The sequence below is a fragment of the Kribbella sp. NPDC048837 genome, from assembly GCF_055586945.1.
The window spans coordinates 125279-147425 of record NZ_JBVJHF010000008.1; the positions used below are offsets into that span (position 1 = coordinate 125279).

Sequence of the window (22147 nt, forward strand, 5' to 3'; positions counted from 1 at the left end):
CGGACATGAAGCAGGTTGCACAGAACTACAAGTCCGGTGAGCTGGCAGTCCTGGACGTGCCTCCGCCCACCTGTGCGCCCGGGGGCGTGCTGGTCCGTTCGCTGTACTCGCTGATCTCCACCGGCACCGAGTTGATGAAGGTCGGCGAGGCGAAGTTGTCGCTGGTCGGCAAGGCGAAGGCGCGTCCGGACCAGGTGCGCAAGGTGCTCGACACGGTCGCCCAGCAGGGCGTGATGAGCACCTACAAGAAGGTGATGAACAAGCTCGACTCGTACACGCCGCTGGGCTACTCGCTGTGCGGTGTGGTGGTCGAGGTCGGCGCCGGGGCGGAGGAGTTCAGCGTCGGGCAGCTGGTCGCTGCCGCGGGCAACGAGTTCGCGCTGCACGCGGAGTACAACTGGGTGCCGCTGAACCTGTGCGTGCCGGTGCCGGACGGCGTGCCGGCCGAGCAGGCCGCGTTCTCGACGGTCGGTGCGATCGCGATGCAGGGCGTCCGGCAGGCGGAGGTGCAGCTCGGAGACACCGCGGTGGTGATCGGGCTCGGGCTGGTCGGTCAGCTGGTGGTCCGGTTGCTGGTCGCGGCCGGCGTGCGGGTGTTCGGCATCGACACGGTCGAGGACCGCTGCCGGATGGCGGAGAAGGCCGGCGCGCTGCACTGCTCGTCGCCCGACGAGGCCGGGGTCGCGACGCTCGAGCGGTCGTTGCTGGAGGCATCGAACGGGCTGGGCGCGGACCACATCCTGCTGGCCGCCGGCGGTCACTCCAACGGTCCGGTCGAGACGGCCGCCCGGCTGGCCCGCGACCGGGCCCGGGTCGTCGACATCGGCAAGACCAAGCTCGACCTGCCGTGGAACGCGTACTACGACAAGGAGCTCGACGTCCGGTTCTCCCGGTCCTACGGCCCCGGCCGGTACGACGACCGCTACGAGCTGCAGGGCATCGACTACCCGGCCGGCTACGTCCGCTGGACCGAACGCCGCAACCTGGCCTGCTTCATCGACCTGATCGCCCGCGAACAGATCGACGTAGCCTCCCTGATCGCCAACACCTTCCCCATCGCCGACGCCACCGAGGCCTACCAGCAACTCAGCTCAGGCGCCCTCCCCGGAGTCGGCTTCCTCTTCGAGTACCCGGATGTCCCACAGCAGGAGAGCGCGCCGCAGACGACAATTGTTGCGCGCCCTGCGAGCCCCACCACTGGATCCGTGAGGCTCGGGTTCATCGGTGCGGGGAACTATGCGTCCAGCATGCTTCTCCCCCACCTGCAGAAGAACGAGGACGCAGTTCTCGCTCACGTGGCCACCAACAAGTCGTTGTCGGCGGCCAACGCGCAGAAGAAGTTCGGGTTCGAACAGATTGCCACGCAGTCGCAGGCGGTGCTGGCGGACGAGTCGCTGGACGCGGTGTTCGTGGTGACGCGGCACAGCAGTCACGCCGAGCTCGCGTGCCAGGCGCTGGAGACCGGGAAGGCGGTCTTCGTGGAGAAGCCGCTGGCGCTGACCACCGAGGACGTGGACCGGATCGTCGCCACCGTCGATGCCACCGGCAACGACCGGCTGATGGTCGGCTTCAACCGCCGCTTCGCCCCACTGCTGACCGACCTGCGCGACCGCTTCGGCGACCCGGGCGGCAACTCCTCGCTGCGCTACCTGGTGAACGCCGGCAAGCTCGACTCCACCAGCTGGTACCTGGACGCGGGCAAGGAGGGCAGCCGGTTCGCCGGTGAGGGCGGGCACTTCATCGACACGCTCAGCTGGTGGCTGAACAGCCCGCCCACCGAGGTGTACGCCGTACCCGGTCCCGACGCCGGCGACGTGATCGTCACCCTGCGGTTCGCGAACGGCTCGGTCGGCACGATCAGCTACGTCGCCGGCGGCAACGCGCGGTTCCCGAAGGAGACGCTCGACATCACCGGCGGCGGCCGCAACGGCCGGCTGGACAACTTCCAGAGCGCCTCGGTGTGGACCGGCCGCAAACCGGCCACCCGCAAGGCCCGTGGCACCGACAAGGGCCAGCGGACCGAGCTCGAGCGCTTCGTCGCCGCGGTCAAGTCCGGCGGCCCGATGCCGATCCCGTTCGACTCGCTGATCGCCACCACCCGCGCCACCATCGCCGTCGACAAGAGCCTGGCCAGCGGCAAGCCGGAGAGCGTATGAGCCGTCAGCCCCTGGGCTGGTACGTCCGCCGCCTGCGCCGGATGTCCCCCACCGAGCTGGTCTGGCGTACCCGCGACCACGCCCGCCGGACCGCCTGGGCCTACCAGCAGGTCCGGCCCGGGCAGGACGCACAGATCCACCTGCCGCTGCGCAAGGAGCTGACCTTCGGTACGACGCTCCCGCCGCACACCGCGTGCGCCGTACCGGAAGAGGTCCGCAAGGCCGTCATCACGACCGCGGACGCGATCATGGCCGGCAAGCTCGAGGTGCTCGGCGTCGACCGGACCGATCTGAAGTCCCCGGACTGGTTCCGGGACCCGGTCACCGGCCGGCGGTCGGACCCGGCGCAGTACGTGTTCAAGGTGAACCACCGCAACGAGGACGTGGTCGGGAACATCAAGCAGGTCTGGGAGCTGTCCCGACACCACCACCTCACCCAGCTGGCCGCGGCCTGGTACCTGACCCACGACGACACGTACGCCGAGCGCGTCGCCGAGCACCTGAACGACTGGTGGCGGTCGAACCCGTTCCTGTCCGGGGTGCACTGGGCCAGCGGGATCGAGCTCGGCACCCGGCTGATCAGCTGGACCTGGATCCGCCGCCTGCTGAACGACTGGCCGGAGATCACCGACCTGTTCGAGCACAACGAGCCGGCCCTCCAGCAGATCTACTGGCACCAGCGCTACCTCGCCGCGTTCCAGAGCCGCGGGTCCTCGGCGAACAACCACGTGATCGCCGAGGCGGCCGGGCAGCTCGTCGGCGCCTGCGCGTTCCCCTGGTTCAGCAAGAGCGCTCGCTGGCGCACCGACGCCGCGGCCCTGCTGGAGAAGGAGCTCGCCGCCAACACCTTCCCGTCCGGCGTGAACCGCGAGCTGGCGACCGACTACCACCGCTTCGTCTCCGAGCTCGGTCTGTACGCCGCTCTCGAGGCGGACCGGTCCGGTCATCCGCTCGGCCCGGACACCTGGGCCTTGCTCACGCGCACCGTCGACGTGGCCGCGGCGATCGTCGACTCCACGCTGCGGCCGCCCCGCCAGGGTGACGACGACGAGGGCATGGTGCTCGTCCTCGATCCGCCGAACGTCCACAGCTGGTCGGCGTTCCTGTCGCTCGGCGCCGCCGTCGTCGGCCGGGCGCCGTGGTGGCCGGAGAGCCCGCCAACCGCGACGTCGGTCATCGTCGGCTCAATGGTCGACGGTGCCCAACCCGATCGCCCGGCGGAACGCCCGGAGCACTTCGCGGACGCCGGCCTGACGATCCTGCGCAGCCGCGACGCGGGTCCGGAGATCTGGTGCCGCGCCGACGCCGGTCCGCACGGCTTCCTGTCCATCGCCGCGCACGCGCACTGCGACGCGCTGTCCCTGGAGGTTCGGGTCGGCGGCGTCGACGTCCTGGCCGACCCGGGCACGTACTGCTACCACGGCGAGGAAGAGTGGCGGAACTACTTCCGCTCGACCATCGCCCACAACACGGTCGAGGTCGCCGGCGCGGAGCAGTCCGTCTGGGGCGGCCCGTTCCTCTGGCTCCGCGGCGCGACCTCCCGCGTACGCCGGTACGCCGACGACGCCGGCGTGATCACCTGGGACGCGGAGCACGACGGCTACACCGCCGGCGAGAACCCGGTCACCCACCGGCGGACCGCCGTACTGGATCACGGGGTGCTGCGGGTCGAGGACCGCCTCGACGCGACGGCCGACGTCCGCGTCGCCTGGCATCTCGGGCCCGAGGTCACCGTCGAGCTCGACGGAGCGACCGGACGGCTGGAATGGCCCACCGGCTCGGCGGTCGCCGAACTGCCGGCGGGTCTGACCTGGACCGCACACCGCGGTGGCGACGATCCGTTGCTGGGCTGGTACTCACCGCGATTCGGTCACAAGGTCCCCATCACCACGTTGGTCGGCGCCGGGACCCTGGCGGCGGACGCTCCGGCGGTCAGTACCTTCCAATTCCGGTCTTGACCGCACTTCCGCTGTATCAGCCTCCGGTCGCCGCCCTCTATTAACAGACAACACCGTGGCGTTCGACTGGAGGGGACTGTGAGCGCACAGCAGCTCGACGTCAAGAAGTCCTGGCGGGCCATCCGAAGGCATCGCCTGATCGTGGCCGCCGTGGCCGCGGCCGGGCTGCTCTGCGGCATCGCCGCCGGGTTCCTGGTGCCTCCCCTGCACACCGCCACTTCGCTCGTGGTGCTGCCACCACCGCCGGCCGCCGATCCGGAGAAGGCCACCGGCACACAGAGCATCGACACGCAGGTCTTCATCGCCGAGAGCGAGCCGGTGCTGAAGAGCGCCGGACAGAACCTGACCCCGCCGCTGCCGACCGAAGTGGTCCGCGGCCGGGTCAAGGTCACCGCCGTCACCGAGGACGTCATCAAGATCGACGCGAAGGGCACGACGGCCAGCCAGTCGATGCGACTGGCGAACGCCGTCGCCGAGGTCTACCTGGTCTTCGTCACCACCGACCAGAAGCTGCCCGGCGACCTGGGGAAGAAAACGGGGGCACGGGTCTTGGAGCAGGCAACCACCGCACGAGGTGGAAATCTGGCAATTCATCTGGGGATCTTCGGCCTGCTCGGCGCGCTGATCGGCGCCGTGGCCGGGTCGATCGGGGTTCTGGCCAAGGAGCGCGGCGACCGCCGGCTGCGGCTGCGCGACGAGTTCGCCGACGCGGTCGGACTGCCGGTGCTGGCGTCCGTCTCGTCGTACCGGGCGAACGACGCCTCCGACTGGGCCAATCTGCTCGAGCACTACTCACCGACCGCGGTCGAGGCGTGGAGCCTGCGCAAGACGCTGCACCACCTCGGCCTGGACGTGAAGGGCCGCGGGCCGGTCTCGCTGACCGTCCTCTCGTTCGCCGGCGACGACAAGGCGCTGCCGCTCGGTCCGCAGCTCGCGGCGTTCGCCGGGTCGATCGGCATCACCACCGCGATCGTGGTCGACTCGCACCAGGAGCCGTCCGGCGACGCCACCCTGAGCATCCACCTGGTCGTCGTCGACCGGGACGCGCCGCACGTGATCGGCGCCGAGCCGACCACGAACACGATCGTCGCGCTGTCGGCCGGCACCGTCACCGCCGAGGAACTCGCCCGGCTGGCGGTCGCGGCCGCGGCCGACGACCGCAACATCGACGGCCTGGTCGTCACCGATCCCGACCCGACGGACCGCACCATCGGGCGCGTCTCGCAGTCGATGCGCCGGTCCAGCTCGCGGCTGCCCACCCTCCTCACCGGCACCGCGAGGAGGACCAAATGAGTAACCAGCCGTTCAACGAGCCCGTGGTGAGCGAGCCGGCCTGGGCCGATGACGACGGGCTGTTCGAGGACCAGCGGTCGAGCGCCTTCCCGCCGGACGCCCTGGTCACCTTCCGTTTTCTCCGCGACGCCGTCCGCCGGCATCTGCGGATCTGGCTCGTCATCGCGCTGATCGGATTCGCCGGCGGGGTGGCGTCGACCTTCGTCCTGCCGGCCGCGCACGTGTCGTCGACCCGGCTGCTGCTGACCCATCGCGACGGTGAGGACCCGGCCAAGGCGATGGCGACGGACGTCAGTCTCGCGACCACGCACACCGTGGCGCAGCGGGTGATCGACCTGCTCAGTCTGCCGGAGACCCAGGACGACCTGCTCAAGCAGTACAGCGCGTCCGCGAAGACCGACCGGGTGATGGAGATCACCGCGGGAGCGAAAACCAGCGACGAGGCGACCAAGCTGGCCACCGCGGTCGCTCAGGTCTTCCTGGTCTACCGCAAGGAACAGATCGCCTTGCAGAACGCGCCGCTGGTCCGCGACCTGACCTCGGCCCAGAACGACGTGTCCGTGGCCGAGCAGGCGGTCACGGCCGCCGGTGACAACCCGGACGAGATGAAGCGCCCGAACAGCCCGGAGGGGGTCCGCCTCGGCGCCGCCCGTGACCGGGAGACGTATGTCCGGCAGCAACTGCTCGACCAGCAGACCCAGGCGTTGCGGATGAACAGCAGCCGGATGCTCGACGTGGCCTCGCCGGTGCCGGTCTCGGCCAAGCGGACGCTCGCGATCAACGCCGGCACCGGGCTGATCGCGGGACTGTTCATCGGTCTCGGTTTCGTCATCGTGCGCGCGCTGATCTCCGACCGGCTGTGGAAGCGCCAGGACATCGCCCAGGCCCTGGGCGCCCGGATCCGGCTGAGCAGCCCACGCCCGTCGCGCCTCCAACTGCTGCCGCGTCCGCGCTACCTGCGGGCCTCGCAACGACGGCAGCCGGAGGTGCGGCTGATGGTGCAGCACCTCGACCAGCGCGTCTTCTGGGGCGAGCTGCCGACACCGGCGATGACCGTGGTGAGCGTCGACGACGTGAAGACCTGCGCGCTCGTGGTGGCGTCGATGGCGGTGGCGCTGGCCGAGGACGGCAAGCACGTCCTGGTCGCCGACCTGACCGAGTCCGGCCGGCTCGCGGGCATGCTCGGGGTGAAGACTCCGGGTACGCACGAGTCCCGCTTCAGCCAGCCCGGCCAGCGCATCGACGTCCACCGCCCAGACCCGGCCGCCGGGCCGGCGCTGGGCTGCTACCTGCACCTCAGCGACTCCAGCCGGCCGGCGAACTCCGGTGACATCCAGCTCGACGCCGCCTGGGAGGTCGCCGATCTCGTCCTCAGCCTGACCACCCTGACGCCGGAGATCGGCGCCGATCACCTCGGCACCTGGGCGTCGCACGCCGCCGTCGTCGTCACCGCGGGCCGGTCGACCACCACCAAGATCCAGGCCACCGGCGAGATGCTGCGGCTGGCCGGGCTGGAGATGGACACCGCCGTGGTGCTGGCTCCGGACCGCACGGACGAAGGCGTCGGCATCACCGAGGCCGAGGCCGGCCGCCCCCGGACCGTGGACGTCGAGATGTTCCGCCGATGACCACGGTCGCCACCCGCCTCGGCACCCAGCTCGCCACCCGGCTGGGTCACCGCCCGACCCGGCGGGTCATCGCGCCCGAGGTCCGCCGGCGGCGGCGCGTCCAGCTCGCCTGGGCGCTGCTGGTGCTCAACGTGATGACGTTCTTCCCGGGGGCGCCGCACATCGTTCCCATCCCGGGATCGGTCGGCAAGCTCATCGCGCAGATGGCGCTGATCGGCGCCCTGACGGTGGCACTGACGGTGAACCGGCCGGTCCGGATCCGGCCGAGTGTCTTCATCTTCCTGCTGCTGACCCTGGCCGTGGAGGGCCTGCTGGCCAGCGTCCGGGCCGAGTTCCTGTTCGGCGCCCTGTTCCGGGCCGGCCGCTTGTGCGGGTTCGCCCTGGTGCTGTGGCTGCTGACGCCGTGGTGGACACGTCGCGACCTGCTGCTGGTGCGCACGCACCTCATGGTCCTGTGGGCGATCCTCGCCTCGGTCGTCCTCGGTCTGTTCATCGCACCGGGACTGGCGCTGACCGAGGACCGGCTCGGCGGCATCATCTGGCCGATCCCGCCGACCCAGGTCGGGCACTACTCCGCGGTGGCCGCCGGTCTCACGATCGTGCTGTGGATGTCCGGCCACCTCCGGCGCGCGGTCGCGCTCACCAGCGTGCTGGTGGCGATCCCGGTCCTGCTGCTGACCCACACCCGGACCGCGTTGATCGCGCTGCTGGCCGGCCTGCTGATCGCCGGGCTGAGCCTGTTCACCGCGCGCTCGCGGGTGCGCAAGGCGTTCGCGGTCGGCATCGTCGTCTTCTCCGTCGGGGCCTTGACCCTCAGCTCGGTGGTGACGACCTGGCTGGCCCGCGGGCAGGACACCCAGGAGCTCGGCGCCCTGACCGGACGGAAGGCGGTGTGGGACTCGATCCTGGCCCAGCCGCGGACGACCTTCGAGACCCTGTTCGGCTTCGGCCTGTCGAACAAGTCCTTCAACGGCCTGCCGATCGACAGCAACTGGCTCGGCACGTACTACGACGTCGGGCTGGCCGGGGTCGCGATCACGATCATGCTGGTGCTGTTCGTCCTGACCGCCGCCTGGTTCCGGCCGCAGGGCCCGCACCGGGCGCTCGCACTCTTCCTGGTCGCCTACTGCGTGATCGCCTCGTTCACCGAGAGCGGGCTCAGCGAGGCGTCGCCGTACCTGCTCGAACTGACGCTGGCCGCGTCACTCGTCTACTCCACGTCCACTCGCGAGGGACCGCGATGAAGATTCTGCTGGTACACAACCGCTACCGGTCGACCGCTCCGAGCGGAGAGAACCGGGTCGTCGATCAGGAGAGCGAGGCGCTGGCCGCGCTCGGGCACGACGTCCGGCACTTCGAACGGCACAGTGACGACATCGAGGAGTGGCCCGCGTGGCAGAAGGCGACGCTGCCCGCTCGCGTGGTCTGGAATCCGACCAGCCGGCGGGACCTCGCCGCGGTGCTGGAGCAGGACAAGCCGGATGTCGTCCACATCCACAACACGTTCCCGCTGCTGAGCCCGTCCGTGCTGTACGCGTGCCGGGCGGCCGGCGTACCCGTCGTGATCACCCTGCACAACTACAAGCTGCTGTGCGCCAGCGGTGACTTCTTCCGCAACGGCGAGGTGTGCCACGACTGCGCCGGCGGCAACCCTGCCTCCGCGGTGATCCACCGCTGCTACCGCGGATCCGCGCTGGCGACCTCGACCACTGTGCTCAATGCACGCGGTCATCGCCGCAGCTGGCGCCGGCTGGTCTCGGCGTACATCTTCATCTCCGAGTCCCAGCGTCGCCTGATGGGCGCGATGGACTTCGATCCGGACCGGACGTTCGTCAAGCACAACGTCGTTCCGTACGACGGCCCGGTCGGCGGACCGCGGGAGCGGCAGGTGACGTACGTCGGCCGGCTCGACGCGGCCAAGGGCGCTCCCCTGCTGATGAAGGGCTGGGACGCCTATCGGGCGGTCGCCGGCGACGAGGCGCTCCGGCTCGTGATCGCCGGCGGCGGCCCGATGCTGGACGAGGTGACCGCGTGGGCGGCCACCCGGCCGTCGGTCGAGCTGCGCGGGCTGATGAGCAAGCAGCAGGTGTTCGAACTGATCGGCCGCTCCCGGGGCGTCGTGCTGCCCTCGGAGTGGGAGGAGACGTTCGGCCTGGTGGTCGTCGAGGCGATGGCGGTCGGCGTACCGCCGCTGGCCTCGGGCCACGGGTCGTTCCCGGACCTGATCACCGACGGCGTCGACGGCGCACTGTTCGAGCCGGGTCGCCCCGACGCGCTCGCCAAGCTGCTGCTCGACGTCGACGCGTCGCCCGACCGGTACGACGAACTCGGCCGGCAGGCGCGCACGACGTACGAGAAGAAGCACCGACCCCACCAGAGCATCGAGCAACTGCTCGAGATCTACCGGTACGCCATCGAGCACCCGGTAATCGCCCGACGCTGAGTTTCGAGGACCCATGCCCCCCGAAGGAAACCCCATGGCACAAGGCGACCCGCCTCCGCCGCCGTCCGGCGACGGACCCGCGTGGTACCGGCGACCGCGGATCGTCGTCCCGGCCGCGCTGGTCGTCGTCACGGCCCTGGTGGCGACCGGAATCGCGGTCTTCACCGGAGACTCGGACTCGCCGGAGGCGGGGCCCGGCGGATCGACCTCGCCCGCGGCCACGCTGACCCAGGTGACCGCGCCGACGACCCCGCCGGCCAAGATCTGCGACAACGCCAAGGCGCTGTCCGGCCCGGCCACCGCCCCGGCCGGCGCGATCGTGGTCGGCCCGAACGAGAAGCTCGACGCGCTCACGCAGTCGAACCCGGCCGGCACGACCTTCTACGTGACCGCCGGAACGCACAAACTCGGAACCGGCCAGTACGCCCAGGTCATCCCCAAGGACGGCAACACCTACATCGGTGCGCCCGGGGCGATCATCGACGGCGGCCGGAAGAACCGCTACGCCTTCACCGGCTACGCGACCGGGGTCACGGTGAAGAACCTGACCATCCAGAACTTCGGTCCGCTCCGGAGCAACAACGACGAGGGCGTGGTGAACCACGACGCCGCGGGCCGGTGGACGATCGCCGGCAACACCATCACGGACAACGCCGGTGCCGGGGTCATGGTCGGCGACCACAACGTGCTCAAGGGCAACTGCCTGAAGGACAACGGGCAGTACGGCTTCAACGCCTACAACCCGGGCAAGGTGGCCGGCATCACGATCGAGGGCAACGAGATCACCGGCAACAACACCGACGACTGGGAGAAGCTCAAGGGCGGGTGCGGCTGCACCGGCGGCGGCAAGTTCTGGGAGGTCACCGGCGCGGTCGTGCGGCACAACTGGATCCACGACAACCTCAGCGTCGGGCTGTGGGCCGACACCAACAACACCGGGTTCGTGATCGAGGAGAACTACATCTCCAACAACCTGGCCGAGGGCATCCTCTACGAGACCAGCTACAACGCCGGCATCCGGGGCAACACGTTCCTGCGCAACGGTCTCGGCAAGGGACCGGCCAACAGCGGCTTCCCGACGCCCGCGCTGTACATCTCCGAGTCCGGCAGCGACCCGCGGGTGCCCGGCCTGTTCAACCAGACCTTCGAGGTGAGCGGGAACGTCTTCACCGACAACTGGGCCGGCGTGATCCTGTGGGAGAACGCCGACCGGTTCGCCGGGTCGGCGGCCAACACCAGCACCGGTTCGGGCACGCTGGTCAACCCCTCGGTGGTCAACGCCAAGACCTGTAACGCGACCACCATCAAGAACCAGCCGTACCTGAGCGACTGCCGGTGGAAGACGCAGAACGTGCGCGTGCACGACAACGTGTTCACCCTCGAGCCGGAGAAGATCGGGGCGACGTGTGCGTTCCGGAGCGGCTGCGGCTACAACGGGCTGTTCTCCAACTGGGGCACGTTCCCGGCCTGGTCGCCGTACCACCGGGCCACCGTGCAGGACGCGATCACGTTCCACCAGGGCAACCGGTTCTTCAACAACACCTACGCCGGCCCGTGGAACTTCATCGTGCACGAGCAGGGCAACCGGGTGAACTGGGCGGCCTGGCAGGGTGCGCCGTACGGGCAGGACCAGGACAGCGTGATCAAGGTCCAAGGGGAGCGCTGAGCAGCCATGATCGGGCCTCCTGAGCGTGCCGCCGGCGAGCAGATCGCACTGCTCCGCTCGGTCGGCTACGCCGCGTTCGGGCGGCACGAGCGGGATCTCGACGTCCTGGACCTGGTCTTCGACAGCCTCGTCGACGCACCGGACACCGGTCACGGCGACATCCGCCGGCTGCGGTTCACCGGCCACGGCATCACCCTGGACGTCGACGTGCGCGGACAGGCCGACCTGACCATCGAGCTGCGGGTCTCGCCGTCCGGTCCGGTCGTGGTCGAGTCCCGGGGCGGCGACACCGACGGCCCGACCGCGGCCCGGCTGGTGAGCTTCCTGCTCCGCTGGCCGGGCGGCACGCAGCGACCGGTCCGGACCGCCTGGATCATCCTCTGATCGCAGGCCGTCCGGACCGGTGCAAGTGCTGCTTCAGGAGGCAAGCAGCAGTCTGAGTTTCTCCAGGCACCGACCGCGGATCGGGCCGATGCTCCCGATCGGGATCCCGATGGTGGCGGAGATCTCGGCGTACGGCGCGGGCGGGTCGGCCATCAGCATGCCGAGCAGCCGCTGCCACCGGTCCGGCAGGCTTTCGAGCGCACGGCGTACGTCGTCGGCCCGCTCGCCGGCGAGCAGATCGGCGTCGAGTTCGGGCTGGTCCCCCGCGACCCCCTCGAACGCGGCCGACTCGTAGGTGAGCAGGACCCGCTTGCGGAACGCCAGTACCCGCAGGCATTCCCGGCGGGTCGTGACGACCAGCCAGGCTCCGACCCGCTCGGGGTCGACCCGGTGGATGTGCTCGAGCAACCGCAGCCAGACCATCTGGGAGACGTCGGCCGCGTCGCTGTCGCTGAGCCGGAAGCTGCGGGTCACGGCCCAGACGAGCCGCGCATAGTGGTCGACCAGCCGGCTCCACGCGCCCTGGTCCCCGGACGCGGCCTGGATCACCAGGGTCGCGGCTTCGGACCGGACAGTGGTGTCTTCGGTCGTCGTGTGATCAGTACCGGGCTCGGCACTGAGGTGTTGCATCATGAATTCCCCCCTCGGGAATGCACCGCGTAATTGACGTCCCCCGACGTTTGGTGCCTTCGTCGCGGCGGCCGGCAGATGGCCGCCGCGAGTACTTCAGTAGGCGCCGTCGCTACCGAGCACGGCGCGAGCGGTCTTCCACAAGATCAGCAGGTCCAGAGCGATCGACCAGTTGTCGGCGTAGCGCAGGTCGAGCCGCATGGACTCCTCCCACGTCAGATCGCTGCGTCCGCTGACCTGCCACAGACCCGTCAGGCCCGGCTTCACGAGCATCCGGCGCGCGTCGTCGATCGCGTACTGCGCGACCTCGGCCGGTAGCGGCGGCCGGGGACCGACCAGCGACATGTCGCCGCGGAGCACGTTCACCAGCTGTGGCAGCTCGTCGATCGAGAACCGGCGCAGATACTTGCCCACCTTGGTCACGCGCGGGTCGTCGCGGAGCTTGAACAGCACCCCGTTGCCCTCGTTCAGCGCGTGCAGCTCGGCCTTGCGGGCCTCGGCGTCGGCGACCATCGTCCGGAACTTCAGCATCGAGAACTGCTCACCGCTACGCCCCACCCGGGTCTGCCGGAACAGCACCGGCCCGCGGCTGGTCAGCTTCACCAGGACCGCGGTGACGATCAGGATCGGCGCGACGCCGAGCAGCAGCAGGCAGCCGACCACCCGGTCGAAGATGCTCTTCAGCAGGTGCGGCCCGCCGGAGACCGACGGCCGCTCCAGGTGCAGCAGCGACAGGCCGGCGACCGGGCGGATCGAGATCCGCGGCCCGGCGACCTCGACGATGCCCGGCGAGACGATCAGTTCGACCCCGCGCTGCTCCAGCGCCCAGGACAGCTTGCGCAGCGTGTAGCCGGCCAGCTCCGGGTCGGCGGCGACCGCGACGACTTCCACGTCGTACTGGTCGACCGCGGCCAGGATGTCCATCTCGGTCCGGCCCAGCCGCTCGACCTCCGGCCCCTCCTCGACGGCGTCACCGCGCGGCAGGCAACTCGCCACCACGATGTAGCCGTCGGCCGGCCGCTCCTCCAGATGCCGCCGTAGCGTGGTCACCTGGTCGTTGCGCCCGACAACGAGCACCCGGCGCATGCACCGGCCGGCGAACCGCCGCCAGGAGATGCTGCGATGCAGCACCCAGCGGCCGATCATCGCCGCCAGACAGGTCATCGGCACCGCCAGGATCACGAAACCACGAGCGACCTCGCTCTTGGTCGCGTACGACGTGATCGCCAGCAGCGCGGTCAGCGCCACCGCGGCCCGGATGATGGATCGGAACTCCTCCGGCCCGGTGCCGAAGTAGCGGGTCTCGTACCCCCGCTGCAGCGCCACACAGGCCAGCCAGGCGATCGGCAGCAACGCGGTCAGCACGAAATAGCCGAGGTTGATCTGGGCCCCGAACCGCGCCACCAGTGCCAGCGAACCGCCGATCAGCGCCGCGCCGACGTCGGCCGCGAGCGAGTACCGCCGGTACTTCGCCACCCAGCGCGCCTCGGTGTAACGGGCCGATCGCGGCAGGATCGCCGGGATCTCGTCCGGAACCAGCCAGACCGGCCGACGACGTTCCCCCGACGGCGCCGGCCGAAGGTCAGCCGAATCGGCCAACCCCTCGGACATGACAAATTCAGTCACGCACAGTCACCCCCCACAGGTGAAAAGCGACGCCCGCGACCAACCCACACCCCGTCACGGACCTCGTTGAACGCCGCCCCCACAACGGCGTGAACCAGAGAGTACTACGTGGATGCGGCGTATAACAGCACTGATCGCGAGTGTTTACCGCTGCGCAACCCGACGGGCATGCAAAAACCCTCAGGCCCGCTGAACGGGCCTGAGGGTCTTCGAGTGACTACCAGTGGTGATCGGCCGCCGGGTCGGGGACGGTGATCGCCGGGTGCGCCCAGCCGGGCGCGGGGGTGTGCTCAGCCGGCGATCAGGCCGTCGCCGCTGATCAGCTCGCGCATCTCGGCCAGCGAGCTGTCGCCCGGCGGCAGGATCGCGTCGGAGTCGTGCAGCTCGTCGTCCGGCACCTTGGCGCCGGACCGGACGAACTCCAGCAACGCGGCGAACGCGGTCTGGAAGGACGCCTCGTCGCCGGACGACACCGCCTTCTCCAGGTCGCCGTCGACCGCGTTCAGCGCGTCCAGCTTCTCGTCGGCCAGACGGTACTGGCCTTCACCCATGATGCGAACGATCATCGAACGTCTCCGTCCTGAGGTCGCACCGGCTCGGCGGCCGGCTGCTGCACTGGCTGCTGGGCGGACTGCGGCGCCGCGGCGCCCTGGGCCTCACCGGAGAGCTCCTTCGGCGCGCTGCCGCCGGAGAGCTGGGCCTTCATCGCGGCCAGCTCGTTCTCCACGTCGGAGTTGGACGACATCCGGTCCAGCTCGAGGGTGATGTTGTCCTTGACCGTGCCGCTGGCGTCGTCGAGCGCGCCGGAGGCCAGCAGCTCGTCGATCGCGCCGGCCCGGGCCTGCATCTGCTGGGTCTTGTCCTCGGCCCGCTGGACCGCCAGGCCGACGTCGCTCATCTCCTCGGAGATGCCGGAGAAGGCCTCGTTGATCCGGGTCTGCGCCTCGGCCGCGGTGTAGGTGGCCTTGATGGTCTCCTTGCGGGTCCGGAAGGACTCGACCTTGGCCTGCAGCCGCTGGGAGGCGAGCGTGAGCTTCTCCTCCTCACCCTGCAGCTGGGCGTGCTGGGTCTGCAGGTCGTCGATCTGGCCCTGCAGCCCGGACTTGCGGGTCAGGGCCTCCCGGGCCAGGTCCTCGCGGCCCATCGAGAGCGCCTTCTGGGCCTGCTCCTGCAGCTTCGACGACTGGGCCTGCAGCTGGGAGGCCTGCAGCTCCACCCGCTTGCGGCTGGTGGCCACGTCGGCCACGCCCCGCCGTACCTTCTGCAGCAGCTCCAGCTGCTTCTGATACGAGTAGTCAAGGGTTTCGCGAGGATCCTCGGCCTTGTCCAGGGCGGAGTTCGCCTTGGCCTTGAAGATCGTCGACATCCGCTTGAAGATGCTCATCGATATCCGTACCCCTTCTGTGCCGGCGTGACGACCCGGCGTGCGTTTTCCACCCTATGTCCCCACGGGTCACCACACCATCAGGACCGGCCCCGATAAAGTGGTGCTCAGGTCCGGGGACCACCCCGAGTCGCGACCTGCCCTGCCGAATGAGGTTCAGACCCCGTGTTCCGTCGTACCAAGTCTGAGACAGCTACCACCGTACCCGCCGAGCCCCAGGGCAAGCCGGGCGGGAAGGGACGCCCCACCCCGACCCGCAAGGAGGCGGAGGCGGCCCGCAAGGCCGCGCTGAAGAAGCCGCGCAACCGCAAGGAGGCCTCGGCGTACCGGCGGGAGAAGGTCCGGACCGAGCGGGCCAAGATGCAGGACGCCATGCGCACCGGCGACGACCGGTACCTGCCGGCCGCCGACAAGGGCCCGGTCCGGCGGTTCGCCCGCGACTACGTCGACGCCCGCTACTCGGTGATGGAGTTCGCGCTGCCGGTGCTGCTGGTGGTGTCGCTGGTCGGCGTGGTGTTCTCGGCGCAGTTCCCGTGGCTGGCCGGCGTGGTCAACCTGCTCTTCCTGGTGATGATCCTGCTGATCGCGGCGGACTGGTTCCTGCTCTCGGCCGGGCTGCGGCGGGCGGTGACGGTGAAGTTCCCGAAGGAGTCGACCAAGGGCCTCGGGTTCTACGCGGTCCGCCGGACCATGCAGATGCGCCGCTGGCGGCTCCCGAAGCCGATGGTGAAGCGCGGCGAGAAGCCGAGCTGACCGGGCCGGTAGGGTCAGGGGTATGGACTTCCGCTATCTCGGCAACAGTGGTCTGAAGGTCAGCGAGATCTCGTACGGGAACTGGCTCACGCACGGGTCCCAGGTGGAGAACGATCAGGCCAAGGCGTGCGTCCGCGCGGCGCTCGAGGCCGGCATCACCACCTTCGACACCGCCGACGTGTACGCCAACACCAAGGCCGAGTCGGTGCTCGGCGAGGCGCTGGAGGGCGAGCGCCGCGAGTCGCTGGAGATCTTCACCAAGGTCTACTGGCCCACCGGTCCGGGCGGACCGAACGACGTCGGCCTGTCCCGCAAGCACATCCACGAGTCGATCAACGGCTCGCTGAAGCGGCTCAAGACCGACTACGTCGACCTCTACCAGGCGCACCGGTTCGACACCGAGACGCCGCTGGAGGAGACGATGGAGGCCTTCGCCGACGTCGTCCGCTCCGGCAAGGCGCTCTACATCGGCGTGTCCGAGTGGACCGCGGAGCAGCTGCAGGAGGGCCACCGGCTGGCCCGGGAGCTGCGCATCCCGTTCGTCTCGAACCAGCCGCAGTACAGCATGCTCTGGCGGGTGATCGAGGCCGAGGTGGTGCCGGCCTCGGAGGAGCTCGGTATCGGCCAGGTGGTGTTCTCCCCGATCGCGCAGGGCGTGCTCACCGGTAAGTACCTGCCCGGTCAGCAGCCGCCGGAGGGCTCCCGGGCCACCGACGCCAACGGCGCGAACATGATCAAGCGGTTCCTGAACGACGACGTGCTGGGCCGGGTGCAGGAGCTGAAGCCGCTCGCCGACGAGGCCGGCCTGGCGCTGTCCCAGCTCGCCATCGCCTGGGTGCTGCAGAACCCGAACGTCTCCTCGGCCATCATCGGCGCGTCCCGCCCCGAGCAGGTCGTGGAGAACGTGAAGGCCTCCGGCGTGAAGCTCGAGGAGGGCCTGCTCAAGCGGATCGACGAGGTCCTCGGCGGGATCGTCGAGCGCGACCCGGCCAAGACCGCGCAGAACTCGCCGCAGACCCGGCCTGGCTCATGAGCTGGAGCTGGCGGTTCGAGACCGCGAGCGGCGCCCTGGTCGACCCCGGTGAGGTCGGCGGGGCGGAGTTCTCCGCGCAGGGTGACGCGGAGAGCTGGCTCGGTGAGAGCTGGCGGGACCTGGCCGAGCGCGGTGTCGGCCAGGTGTACCTGCTGGAGGACGGCCGCGAGGTCTACGGCCCGATGAGTCTCTCCTCCGCAGAGTAGGCTTCGGTCGAACCACTCCTGCGTGCACAGGGAAGCCGGTCCGAGTCCGGCGCTGACCCGCAACCGTAGGCCACCTCGTGTGGCGAGCCGGAACACTGTGCCGCAGGCGACAGGCTCAACTACCCGCCGTGGTCCGCGGGTGGAGCCCCTACCCTGCCTGCGCAGGCGGGACCTCCTCCACCGGGCCATGGCTCCGACCTGGCCCGATCGAGGACATGAGATGACTGCACACCGGACCGTACGACTGGTCCTCGCCACGCTGGCGGGTTTCCTGCTGGCGGGGACCGTCGCCACCACCGCCCAGGCCGAGGACGGCTATCGCTTCTGGGGCTACTACCAGTGGAGCTCGGGCCAGTGGGCCTTCTCGCCGAAGGGCGCGGACGCCGTCGTCCCGGCCGACGGGGCGGTGGAGGGCTGGCGGTTCGCCGTCGGCGGCGCCAAGCCCCGCGTGCCGCGTGCCGCCGGCGACTTCGAGGCGATCTGCGGCAAGACGCCGGCCGAGACCGGCAAGAAGCGGGTGGCGCTGGTCGTCGACCCCGGTACGCCGGAAGACGCCGCCAGTGGTGAGACTCCGGGGCAGGCCACCGGCACCTGCGTGGTCACGGACGTCCAGGCGAACGGCGCCAAGATCCTCGGCGCGGTCGCGCCGGTGCGGATCGAGAAGGGCCTGACCTGCGGCATCGCGGGCTATCCGGCCAAGGGCTGCGGCGATGCGGTGAAGAACATCAACGTCCCGGCCACCGACACCCCGGTGACGCTGCAGATCGGTGCCGCCGTCGGCTCGACCGCCGCGACCTCGCCGGCCGCATCGTCCTCCGACGATGACGGTGGTGCGCCGTGGACCGGGATCATCATCGCCGCCGTGGTCGTCGTCGCCCTGGCCGGCGGCGGTCTGGCTCTCAACCGCCGGCGGACAGCCAAGTAAGTGCGTACTGTCGATCACCTGACGATCCCCCGGGCACTCCACCCGGGGGCCTGGTGGCTGTGGGCGCTCGGCATGGCCGTCGCGGCCAGCCGGACGCGGAACCCGGTGCTGCTCGTGCTGATCCTCGCAGTCACCGGATTCGTGGTGGCCGCACGCCGGAGCGACGCTCCCTGGGCACACAGCTACGCCGCGTTCCTCAAGCTCGGTCTGGTGGTCATCGGCGTCCGGGTGGTGCTGCAGGCGCTGCTGTCCACCCGCTCGCAGGGCAACACGGTGTTGTTCACGCTGCCGCTGATCCCCTTGCCCGACTGGGCGAACGGCGTCAAGCTCGGCGGCGAGGTCACTCTCGAGGCACTCCTGACCGCGTTGTACGACGGTGGCCAGTTGGCCGTCATGCTCTGCTGCGTCGGCGCGGCCAACGCACTGGCCAGTCCCCGGCGGCTGCTCAAGTCGTTGCCCGGGGCCCTCTACGAGATGGGTGTGGCCTGTGTGGTCGCTCTGACGTTCGCACCGCAGCTCGTGACGGACGCGCGCCGGGTTCGCGCCGCCCGCCGTCTGCGCGGCCGCACCCGCGGCTCGTTCCGTACGACGGCCATGCCGGTGCTGGAGGGTGCGTTGGACAGGTCGGTGGAGCTCGCCGCCGCAATGGACTCGCGCGGCTACGGTCGTACGGCGCAGGTCCCCCTGGCGCAGCGTCGGACGACCGCGGTCTGCGTTCTGCTGGGGTTGCTGGGCATTCTGCTCGGGGTCTATGCGTTGCTGACCGACGCCATGGCGTTCCCGTTCGCCGCGGCCGCACTGGCGGTGGGACTGCTGTTGTCCGTCGGCGCCATGGCGATCGGGCGCCAGCGGGTCACCCGAACCCGCTACCGGCCAGATCCGTGGGCCTTGCCCGAGTGGCTCGTCGTCGCGTCTGGCGCGATCGCTGCCGGAGCCATGGTGACCGCGGCTGCCATTGGTGTCGCCGGTCTGCTGCTCGCGGGTCCGTTGGTGGTGCCACCGGTTCCGCTACTGCCGGTGGTCGGCATACTCGTGGGACTGACTCCCGCGCTCGCAGCACCGCCGGTGGTCAGGCGGGCGGTCACATGATCGAGTTCGACCAGGTGACGGTCACGTACGACGGTGCCGCCGAGCCGGCGCTGCGGGACGTGAGCTTCACGGTGCCCGAGGGTGAGCTGGCGCTGGTGATCGGGCGGACCGGGTCCGGCAAGTCAACGTTGCTGCGGGCAATCAACGGGCTGGTGCCGCACTTCACCGGCGGCACGCTGTCCGGCCGGGTGCTGGTGAACGGCCGGGACACCCGCGAGTACCGGCCGCGCGATCTGGCCGATGTGGTCGGTCTGGTCGGGCAGGACCCGATGGCGGGGTTCGTCACCGACACGGTCGAGGACGAGCTGGCGTACAGCATGGAGTCCCTCGGAGTCGCGCCGGACGTGATGCGCCGCCGGGTCGAGGAGACTCTGGACCTGCTCGGGCTGGCCGACGTACGGGACCGGGCGTTGATCTCGCTGTCCGGCGGTCAGCGGCAGCGGACCGCTATCGGCGCCGCGCTCACCTCGCATCCTGCCGTGCTTGTGCTGGACGAGCCGACGTCCGCACTGGACCCACAGGCCGCTGAGGAGGTGCTGGCTGCGCTCCAGCGGCTCGTGCACGACCTGAGCGTCACCGTGGTCATGGCCGAGCACCGGCTCGAGCGAGTGATCCAGTACGCCGACCGCGTGATCGAAGTACCGGGTGGCGCGGCTGCCGTGTCCACCGGGCTTCCGGCCGATCGGATGATCACGGCACCGGTCGCACCGCCGGTCGTGGAGCTGGGACGGCTGGCCGGCTGGTCTCCCCTGCCGTTGTCGGTACGCGACGCCCGGCGGGCTGCTGTCACCTTGCGAAGCCAGCTGGACTCCACCGCGCCGCAGCGGTCGTCGGCCGTCCCCGGTGCCGAGCTCGCGCGGTGCACCGACCTGGTCGTTGCCTACGGCACCTTCATGGCTCTCCGCGGGGTGTCGGTCAGCATCAAGGCCGGTGAACTCGTCGCACTGATGGGCCGCAACGGCGCCGGCAAGTCGACCCTGCTCAACGCCCTGGTGGGCATCGGCCCGGTCCGCTCCGGTACGGCGGTGGCCGCTGGTGCGGACCCACGGCGTACCAAGCCCGCCGAGCTCGTCAAGGCGGTCGGACTGGTGCCGCAGGAGCCGGCTGACGTGCTGTACGCCGCCACGGTCGCCGACGAGTGTGCGACCGCCGACTCCGACTTCCGCGTGCCGGCGGGGAGTTGCCGGGCGCTGCTGAATCGGCTGGCGCCGGACATCGACGTCTCGATGCACCCACGAGACCTGTCCGAGGGACAACGGCTCTGTCTGGCGCTGGCCGTCGTACTGTGTGGCGCTCCGCCGCTGGTGCTGCTGGACGAGCCCACGCGAGGGCTGGACTACGGCGCCAAGCGCCGGCTGGTGGGCATTCTGCGTGAGCTGGCCGCGGCCGGGCATGCGGTCGTGCTGTCGACGCACGACGTGGAGATGGTGGCCGAGGTCGCTACCCGCGTCATGGTGTTGGCCGAGGGTGAGCTGGTGAGCGATGGCCCAACGGCCGAGGTGATCGCGGGGTCCCCGGCGTTCGCCCCGCAGGTGGCGAAGATCCTTGCCCCACTGCCGTTCCTGACCGTCGGTGAGGTCGCGACCGCGTTGGAACGTGCGTCGTGAGACTCGTCCGGCTGAAGCCACGCAGCACGGCGACGATGGTCGTTGCCACGCTGGTCGGGCTGCTGGCGTTCGGGTGGCCGCTGTTCCTTCATACCGACCAGGTGGGTGAGTCGGCGATCGGCCACACCACGGACGCGCCGTGGCTGTTCGTGTTGCTGCTGCCGCTGCTGGTGGCCGTCATCCTCGCGGAGCTGTCCGAGTCGGGGATCGACGCGAAGGTGATCTCGCTGCTCGGCATGCTCGCGGCGGTGGGGACTGCGCTGCGGGCGCTCGGCCCTGGTACGGCGGGGCTGGAGCCGGGGTTCTTCCTGCTCGTGCTGGCGGGGCGGGCGTTCGGTGCCGGGTTCGGGTTCGTGCTGGGGGCGGTGTCGCTGCTGGGTGGCGCGCTGATCACTGGTGGGGTCGGGCCGTGGATGCCGTTCCAGATGTTCGCTTGTGCGTGGGTGGGGTGCCTGGCCGGGCTGCTGCCGCGGGTGGGCGGACGGCTGGAGTTGCTGATGCTGGCGGCGTACTCGCTGGTGGCCGGGGTGATGTACGGCGTGGTGATGAACCTGTGGTTCTGGCCGTATGCGACGTTCGGCAGCGACTTCTCGTTCATTCCGGGCGACGAGCTGACGGCCAACCTGCACCGGTACCTCCTGTTCGTGGTGGCGACGTCGCTCGGGTGGGACATTCCGCGTGGCGTGCTGTGCGCCGTACTGGTGCTGCTGCTCGGGCGGCCGGTGCTCAACGCCTTCCGGCGAACCGCGCGCAAGGCCGCGTTCGAAGTCCCGGTGCGCTTCGACTCCAGGAGCTCAGATGGCTGAACGAATCCTCATCCTCGGCGGCGCGCGATCCGGTAAGTCGATCGCCGCTGAGCGCCGCCTGGCCGCGGAGGCCGACGTACTGTACGTCGCTACCGGCGGGGACGACTCCGGTGACGCGGAGTGGGCCGAGCGGGTCGCCAAACACCAGGCCCGGCGCCCGGCCACTTGGGGTCTGGTCGAGACGATCGACCTGGTCCCCTTGCTCGAGTCCCCCGGTCCGCCGCTGCTGATCGACTGCCTGACGCTCTGGCTGTCGCGCACCATGGACGCGCTGGACGTCTGGTCCGATCTGAGCCGGGCCGGGCAGGTCGAGCAGCGGATCGCCGACCTCGCCGACGCGTGGTCGCGGACGCCGCGCCTGGTGATTGCCGTCAGCAACGACATCGGCTCGGGTGTGGTGCCGGCCGACGCCGGCACCCGCCTGTTCCGCGACCTGATGGGCCGCCTCAACACCACCATCTCGCTAGCCTCCGACCAGGTCCTCTGGACCATCGCCGGCCGAACCCTCCCCCTGACATGACACGCCAAGGCGGTTGGGGTGATGGGGTGCGGCTGGCGGT

20 protein-coding genes and 1 riboswitch are annotated in these 22147 nt (G+C 70.2%); of the genes, 16 read left to right on the forward strand and 4 right to left on the reverse strand.

Translation table 11 applies throughout. The features are described 5' to 3' along the window. Positions 1–5 precede the first annotated feature (5 nt). From ACZ6O0_RS32915 to ACZ6O0_RS32950, 8 genes are all read left to right on the forward strand, one after another. Positions 6–2156 carry a bi-domain-containing oxidoreductase gene (locus ACZ6O0_RS32915; RefSeq protein WP_465768921.1) on the forward strand — a complete coding sequence of 717 codons (2151 nt, stop codon included), beginning with the start codon at positions 6–8 and terminating at the stop codon, positions 2154–2156. Further along, on the forward strand, positions 2153–4114 hold the full coding sequence (locus ACZ6O0_RS32920) for a heparinase II/III family protein (RefSeq protein WP_465768922.1): 1962 nt from the start codon (positions 2153–2155) through the stop codon (positions 4112–4114). Before ACZ6O0_RS32915 ends, ACZ6O0_RS32920 begins: the two co-directional genes overlap by 4 nt. A gap of 78 nt (positions 4115–4192) precedes the next feature. Next, on the forward strand, positions 4193–5407 hold the full coding sequence (locus tag ACZ6O0_RS32925; protein WP_465768923.1) for a Wzz/FepE/Etk N-terminal domain-containing protein: 1215 nt from the start codon (positions 4193–4195) through the stop codon (positions 5405–5407). After that, positions 5404–7035: a YveK family protein gene (locus tag ACZ6O0_RS32930; protein WP_465768924.1), complete on the forward strand. Its 1632-nt coding sequence runs from the start codon at positions 5404–5406 to the stop codon at positions 7033–7035. Before ACZ6O0_RS32925 ends, ACZ6O0_RS32930 begins: the two co-directional genes overlap by 4 nt. Continuing rightward, positions 7032–8279 (forward strand): hypothetical protein, encoded by a 1248-nt coding sequence (locus ACZ6O0_RS32935; RefSeq protein ID WP_465768925.1) that lies wholly within the window; start codon positions 7032–7034, stop codon positions 8277–8279. Before ACZ6O0_RS32930 ends, ACZ6O0_RS32935 begins: the two co-directional genes overlap by 4 nt. Further along, entirely contained in the window at positions 8276–9478 is a 1203-nt protein-coding gene (locus tag ACZ6O0_RS32940; protein WP_465768926.1) for a glycosyltransferase, read from the forward strand. The genes ACZ6O0_RS32935 and ACZ6O0_RS32940 overlap by 4 nt, the downstream gene beginning before the upstream one ends. Positions 9479–9512: 34 nt before the next feature. After that, a complete protein-coding gene (locus ACZ6O0_RS32945; protein WP_465768927.1) occupies positions 9513–11144 on the forward strand; it encodes a right-handed parallel beta-helix repeat-containing protein in 1632 nt (543 codons plus the stop codon). A gap of 6 nt (positions 11145–11150) precedes the next feature. Next, entirely contained in the window at positions 11151–11528 is a 378-nt protein-coding gene (locus ACZ6O0_RS32950; protein WP_465768928.1) for a hypothetical protein, read from the forward strand. Positions 11529–11561: 33 nt separating this feature from the next. Here the strand turns inward: ACZ6O0_RS32950 and ACZ6O0_RS32955 are convergent, their stop codons facing one another. The 4 genes from ACZ6O0_RS32955 to ACZ6O0_RS32970 form a co-directional block, all read right to left on the reverse strand. Then, positions 11562–12161, reverse strand: coding sequence for an RNA polymerase sigma factor (locus ACZ6O0_RS32955; protein WP_465768929.1), 600 nt, complete (start codon positions 12159–12161; stop codon positions 11562–11564). A gap of 93 nt (positions 12162–12254) precedes the next feature. Continuing rightward, positions 12255–13784, reverse strand: coding sequence for a sugar transferase (locus tag ACZ6O0_RS32960; RefSeq protein WP_465768930.1), 1530 nt, complete (start codon positions 13782–13784; stop codon positions 12255–12257). 290 nt (positions 13785–14074) lie between these two features. Then, the gene (pspAA, locus tag ACZ6O0_RS32965) at positions 14075–14350 is read right to left on the reverse strand and encodes a PspA-associated protein PspAA (RefSeq protein ID WP_465768931.1); all 276 of its coding nucleotides are present in this window, start codon (positions 14348–14350) and stop codon (positions 14075–14077) included. Then, complete coding sequence (locus tag ACZ6O0_RS32970; RefSeq protein ID WP_465768932.1) at positions 14347–15168, reverse strand: PspA/IM30 family protein; 822 nt, start codon at positions 15166–15168, stop codon at positions 14347–14349. The genes pspAA and ACZ6O0_RS32970 overlap by 4 nt, the downstream gene beginning before the upstream one ends. Before the next feature lie 165 nt (positions 15169–15333). Here ACZ6O0_RS32970 and ACZ6O0_RS32975 point away from each other — a divergent pair, with 165 nt between their 5' ends. The 8 genes from ACZ6O0_RS32975 to ACZ6O0_RS33010 all read left to right on the forward strand — a co-directional run bounded on the left by ACZ6O0_RS32975 (position 15334) and on the right by ACZ6O0_RS33010 (position 22107). Beyond that, complete coding sequence (locus ACZ6O0_RS32975) at positions 15334–15921, forward strand: DUF3043 domain-containing protein (RefSeq protein ID WP_465768933.1); 588 nt, start codon at positions 15334–15336, stop codon at positions 15919–15921. 22 nt (positions 15922–15943) lie between these two features. After that, positions 15944–16954, forward strand: coding sequence for an aldo/keto reductase family protein (locus ACZ6O0_RS32980; RefSeq protein WP_465768934.1), 1011 nt, complete (start codon positions 15944–15946; stop codon positions 16952–16954). Next, a complete protein-coding gene (locus ACZ6O0_RS32985) occupies positions 16951–17160 on the forward strand; it encodes a hypothetical protein (RefSeq protein WP_360362053.1) in 210 nt (69 codons plus the stop codon). Before ACZ6O0_RS32980 ends, ACZ6O0_RS32985 begins: the two co-directional genes overlap by 4 nt. Beyond that, a riboswitch (cobalamin riboswitch) is annotated at positions 17148–17279 on the forward strand. Its footprint overlaps the gene before it by 13 nt. Before the next feature lie 101 nt (positions 17280–17380). Continuing rightward, positions 17381–18085, forward strand: a complete 705-nt coding sequence (locus ACZ6O0_RS32990) for an SCO2322 family protein (RefSeq protein WP_465768935.1) — start codon at positions 17381–17383, stop codon at positions 18083–18085. After that, positions 18086–19174: an energy-coupling factor transporter transmembrane component T gene (locus ACZ6O0_RS32995; RefSeq protein WP_465768936.1), complete on the forward strand. Its 1089-nt coding sequence runs from the start codon at positions 18086–18088 to the stop codon at positions 19172–19174. Continuing rightward, positions 19171–20781, forward strand: a complete 1611-nt coding sequence (locus ACZ6O0_RS33000) for an ABC transporter ATP-binding protein (protein WP_465768937.1) — start codon at positions 19171–19173, stop codon at positions 20779–20781. The genes ACZ6O0_RS32995 and ACZ6O0_RS33000 overlap by 4 nt, the downstream gene beginning before the upstream one ends. Next, positions 20778–21587 (forward strand): ECF transporter S component, encoded by an 810-nt coding sequence (locus ACZ6O0_RS33005; RefSeq protein WP_465768938.1) that lies wholly within the window; start codon positions 20778–20780, stop codon positions 21585–21587. The genes ACZ6O0_RS33000 and ACZ6O0_RS33005 overlap by 4 nt, the downstream gene beginning before the upstream one ends. Continuing rightward, positions 21580–22107 (forward strand): bifunctional adenosylcobinamide kinase/adenosylcobinamide-phosphate guanylyltransferase, encoded by a 528-nt coding sequence (locus ACZ6O0_RS33010; protein WP_465768939.1) that lies wholly within the window; start codon positions 21580–21582, stop codon positions 22105–22107. Before ACZ6O0_RS33005 ends, ACZ6O0_RS33010 begins: the two co-directional genes overlap by 8 nt. Positions 22108–22147: the final 40 nt, after the last annotated feature.

What these genes read in the sequence shown, in the direction of transcription:
- ACZ6O0_RS32915 (WP_465768921.1), top strand. Translation starts at nt 6, where the DNA reads ATGAAGCAGGTTGCACAGAACTACAAGTCCGGTGAGCTGGCAGTCCTG.
- ACZ6O0_RS32920 (WP_465768922.1), top strand. Translation starts at nt 2,153, where the DNA reads ATGAGCCGTCAGCCCCTGGGCTGGTACGTCCGCCGCCTGCGCCGGATG.
- ACZ6O0_RS32930 (WP_465768924.1), top strand. Translation starts at nt 5,404, where the DNA reads ATGAGTAACCAGCCGTTCAACGAGCCCGTGGTGAGCGAGCCGGCCTGG.
- ACZ6O0_RS32935 (WP_465768925.1), top strand. Translation starts at nt 7,032, where the DNA reads ATGACCACGGTCGCCACCCGCCTCGGCACCCAGCTCGCCACCCGGCTG.
- ACZ6O0_RS32940 (WP_465768926.1), top strand. Translation starts at nt 8,276, where the DNA reads ATGAAGATTCTGCTGGTACACAACCGCTACCGGTCGACCGCTCCGAGC.
- ACZ6O0_RS32945 (WP_465768927.1), top strand. Translation starts at nt 9,513, where the DNA reads ATGGCACAAGGCGACCCGCCTCCGCCGCCGTCCGGCGACGGACCCGCG.
- ACZ6O0_RS32950 (WP_465768928.1), top strand. Translation starts at nt 11,151, where the DNA reads ATGATCGGGCCTCCTGAGCGTGCCGCCGGCGAGCAGATCGCACTGCTC.
- ACZ6O0_RS32955 (WP_465768929.1), bottom strand. Translation starts at nt 12,161, where the DNA reads ATGATGCAACACCTCAGTGCCGAGCCCGGTACTGATCACACGACGACC.
- pspAA (WP_465768931.1), bottom strand. Translation starts at nt 14,350, where the DNA reads ATGATCGTTCGCATCATGGGTGAAGGCCAGTACCGTCTGGCCGACGAG.
- ACZ6O0_RS32970 (WP_465768932.1), bottom strand. Translation starts at nt 15,168, where the DNA reads ATGAGCATCTTCAAGCGGATGTCGACGATCTTCAAGGCCAAGGCGAAC.
- ACZ6O0_RS32980 (WP_465768934.1), top strand. Translation starts at nt 15,944, where the DNA reads ATGGACTTCCGCTATCTCGGCAACAGTGGTCTGAAGGTCAGCGAGATC.
- ACZ6O0_RS32985 (WP_360362053.1), top strand. Translation starts at nt 16,951, where the DNA reads ATGAGCTGGAGCTGGCGGTTCGAGACCGCGAGCGGCGCCCTGGTCGAC.
- ACZ6O0_RS32990 (WP_465768935.1), top strand. Translation starts at nt 17,381, where the DNA reads ATGACTGCACACCGGACCGTACGACTGGTCCTCGCCACGCTGGCGGGT.
- ACZ6O0_RS33000 (WP_465768937.1), top strand. Translation starts at nt 19,171, where the DNA reads ATGATCGAGTTCGACCAGGTGACGGTCACGTACGACGGTGCCGCCGAG.
- ACZ6O0_RS33010 (WP_465768939.1), top strand. Translation starts at nt 21,580, where the DNA reads ATGGCTGAACGAATCCTCATCCTCGGCGGCGCGCGATCCGGTAAGTCG.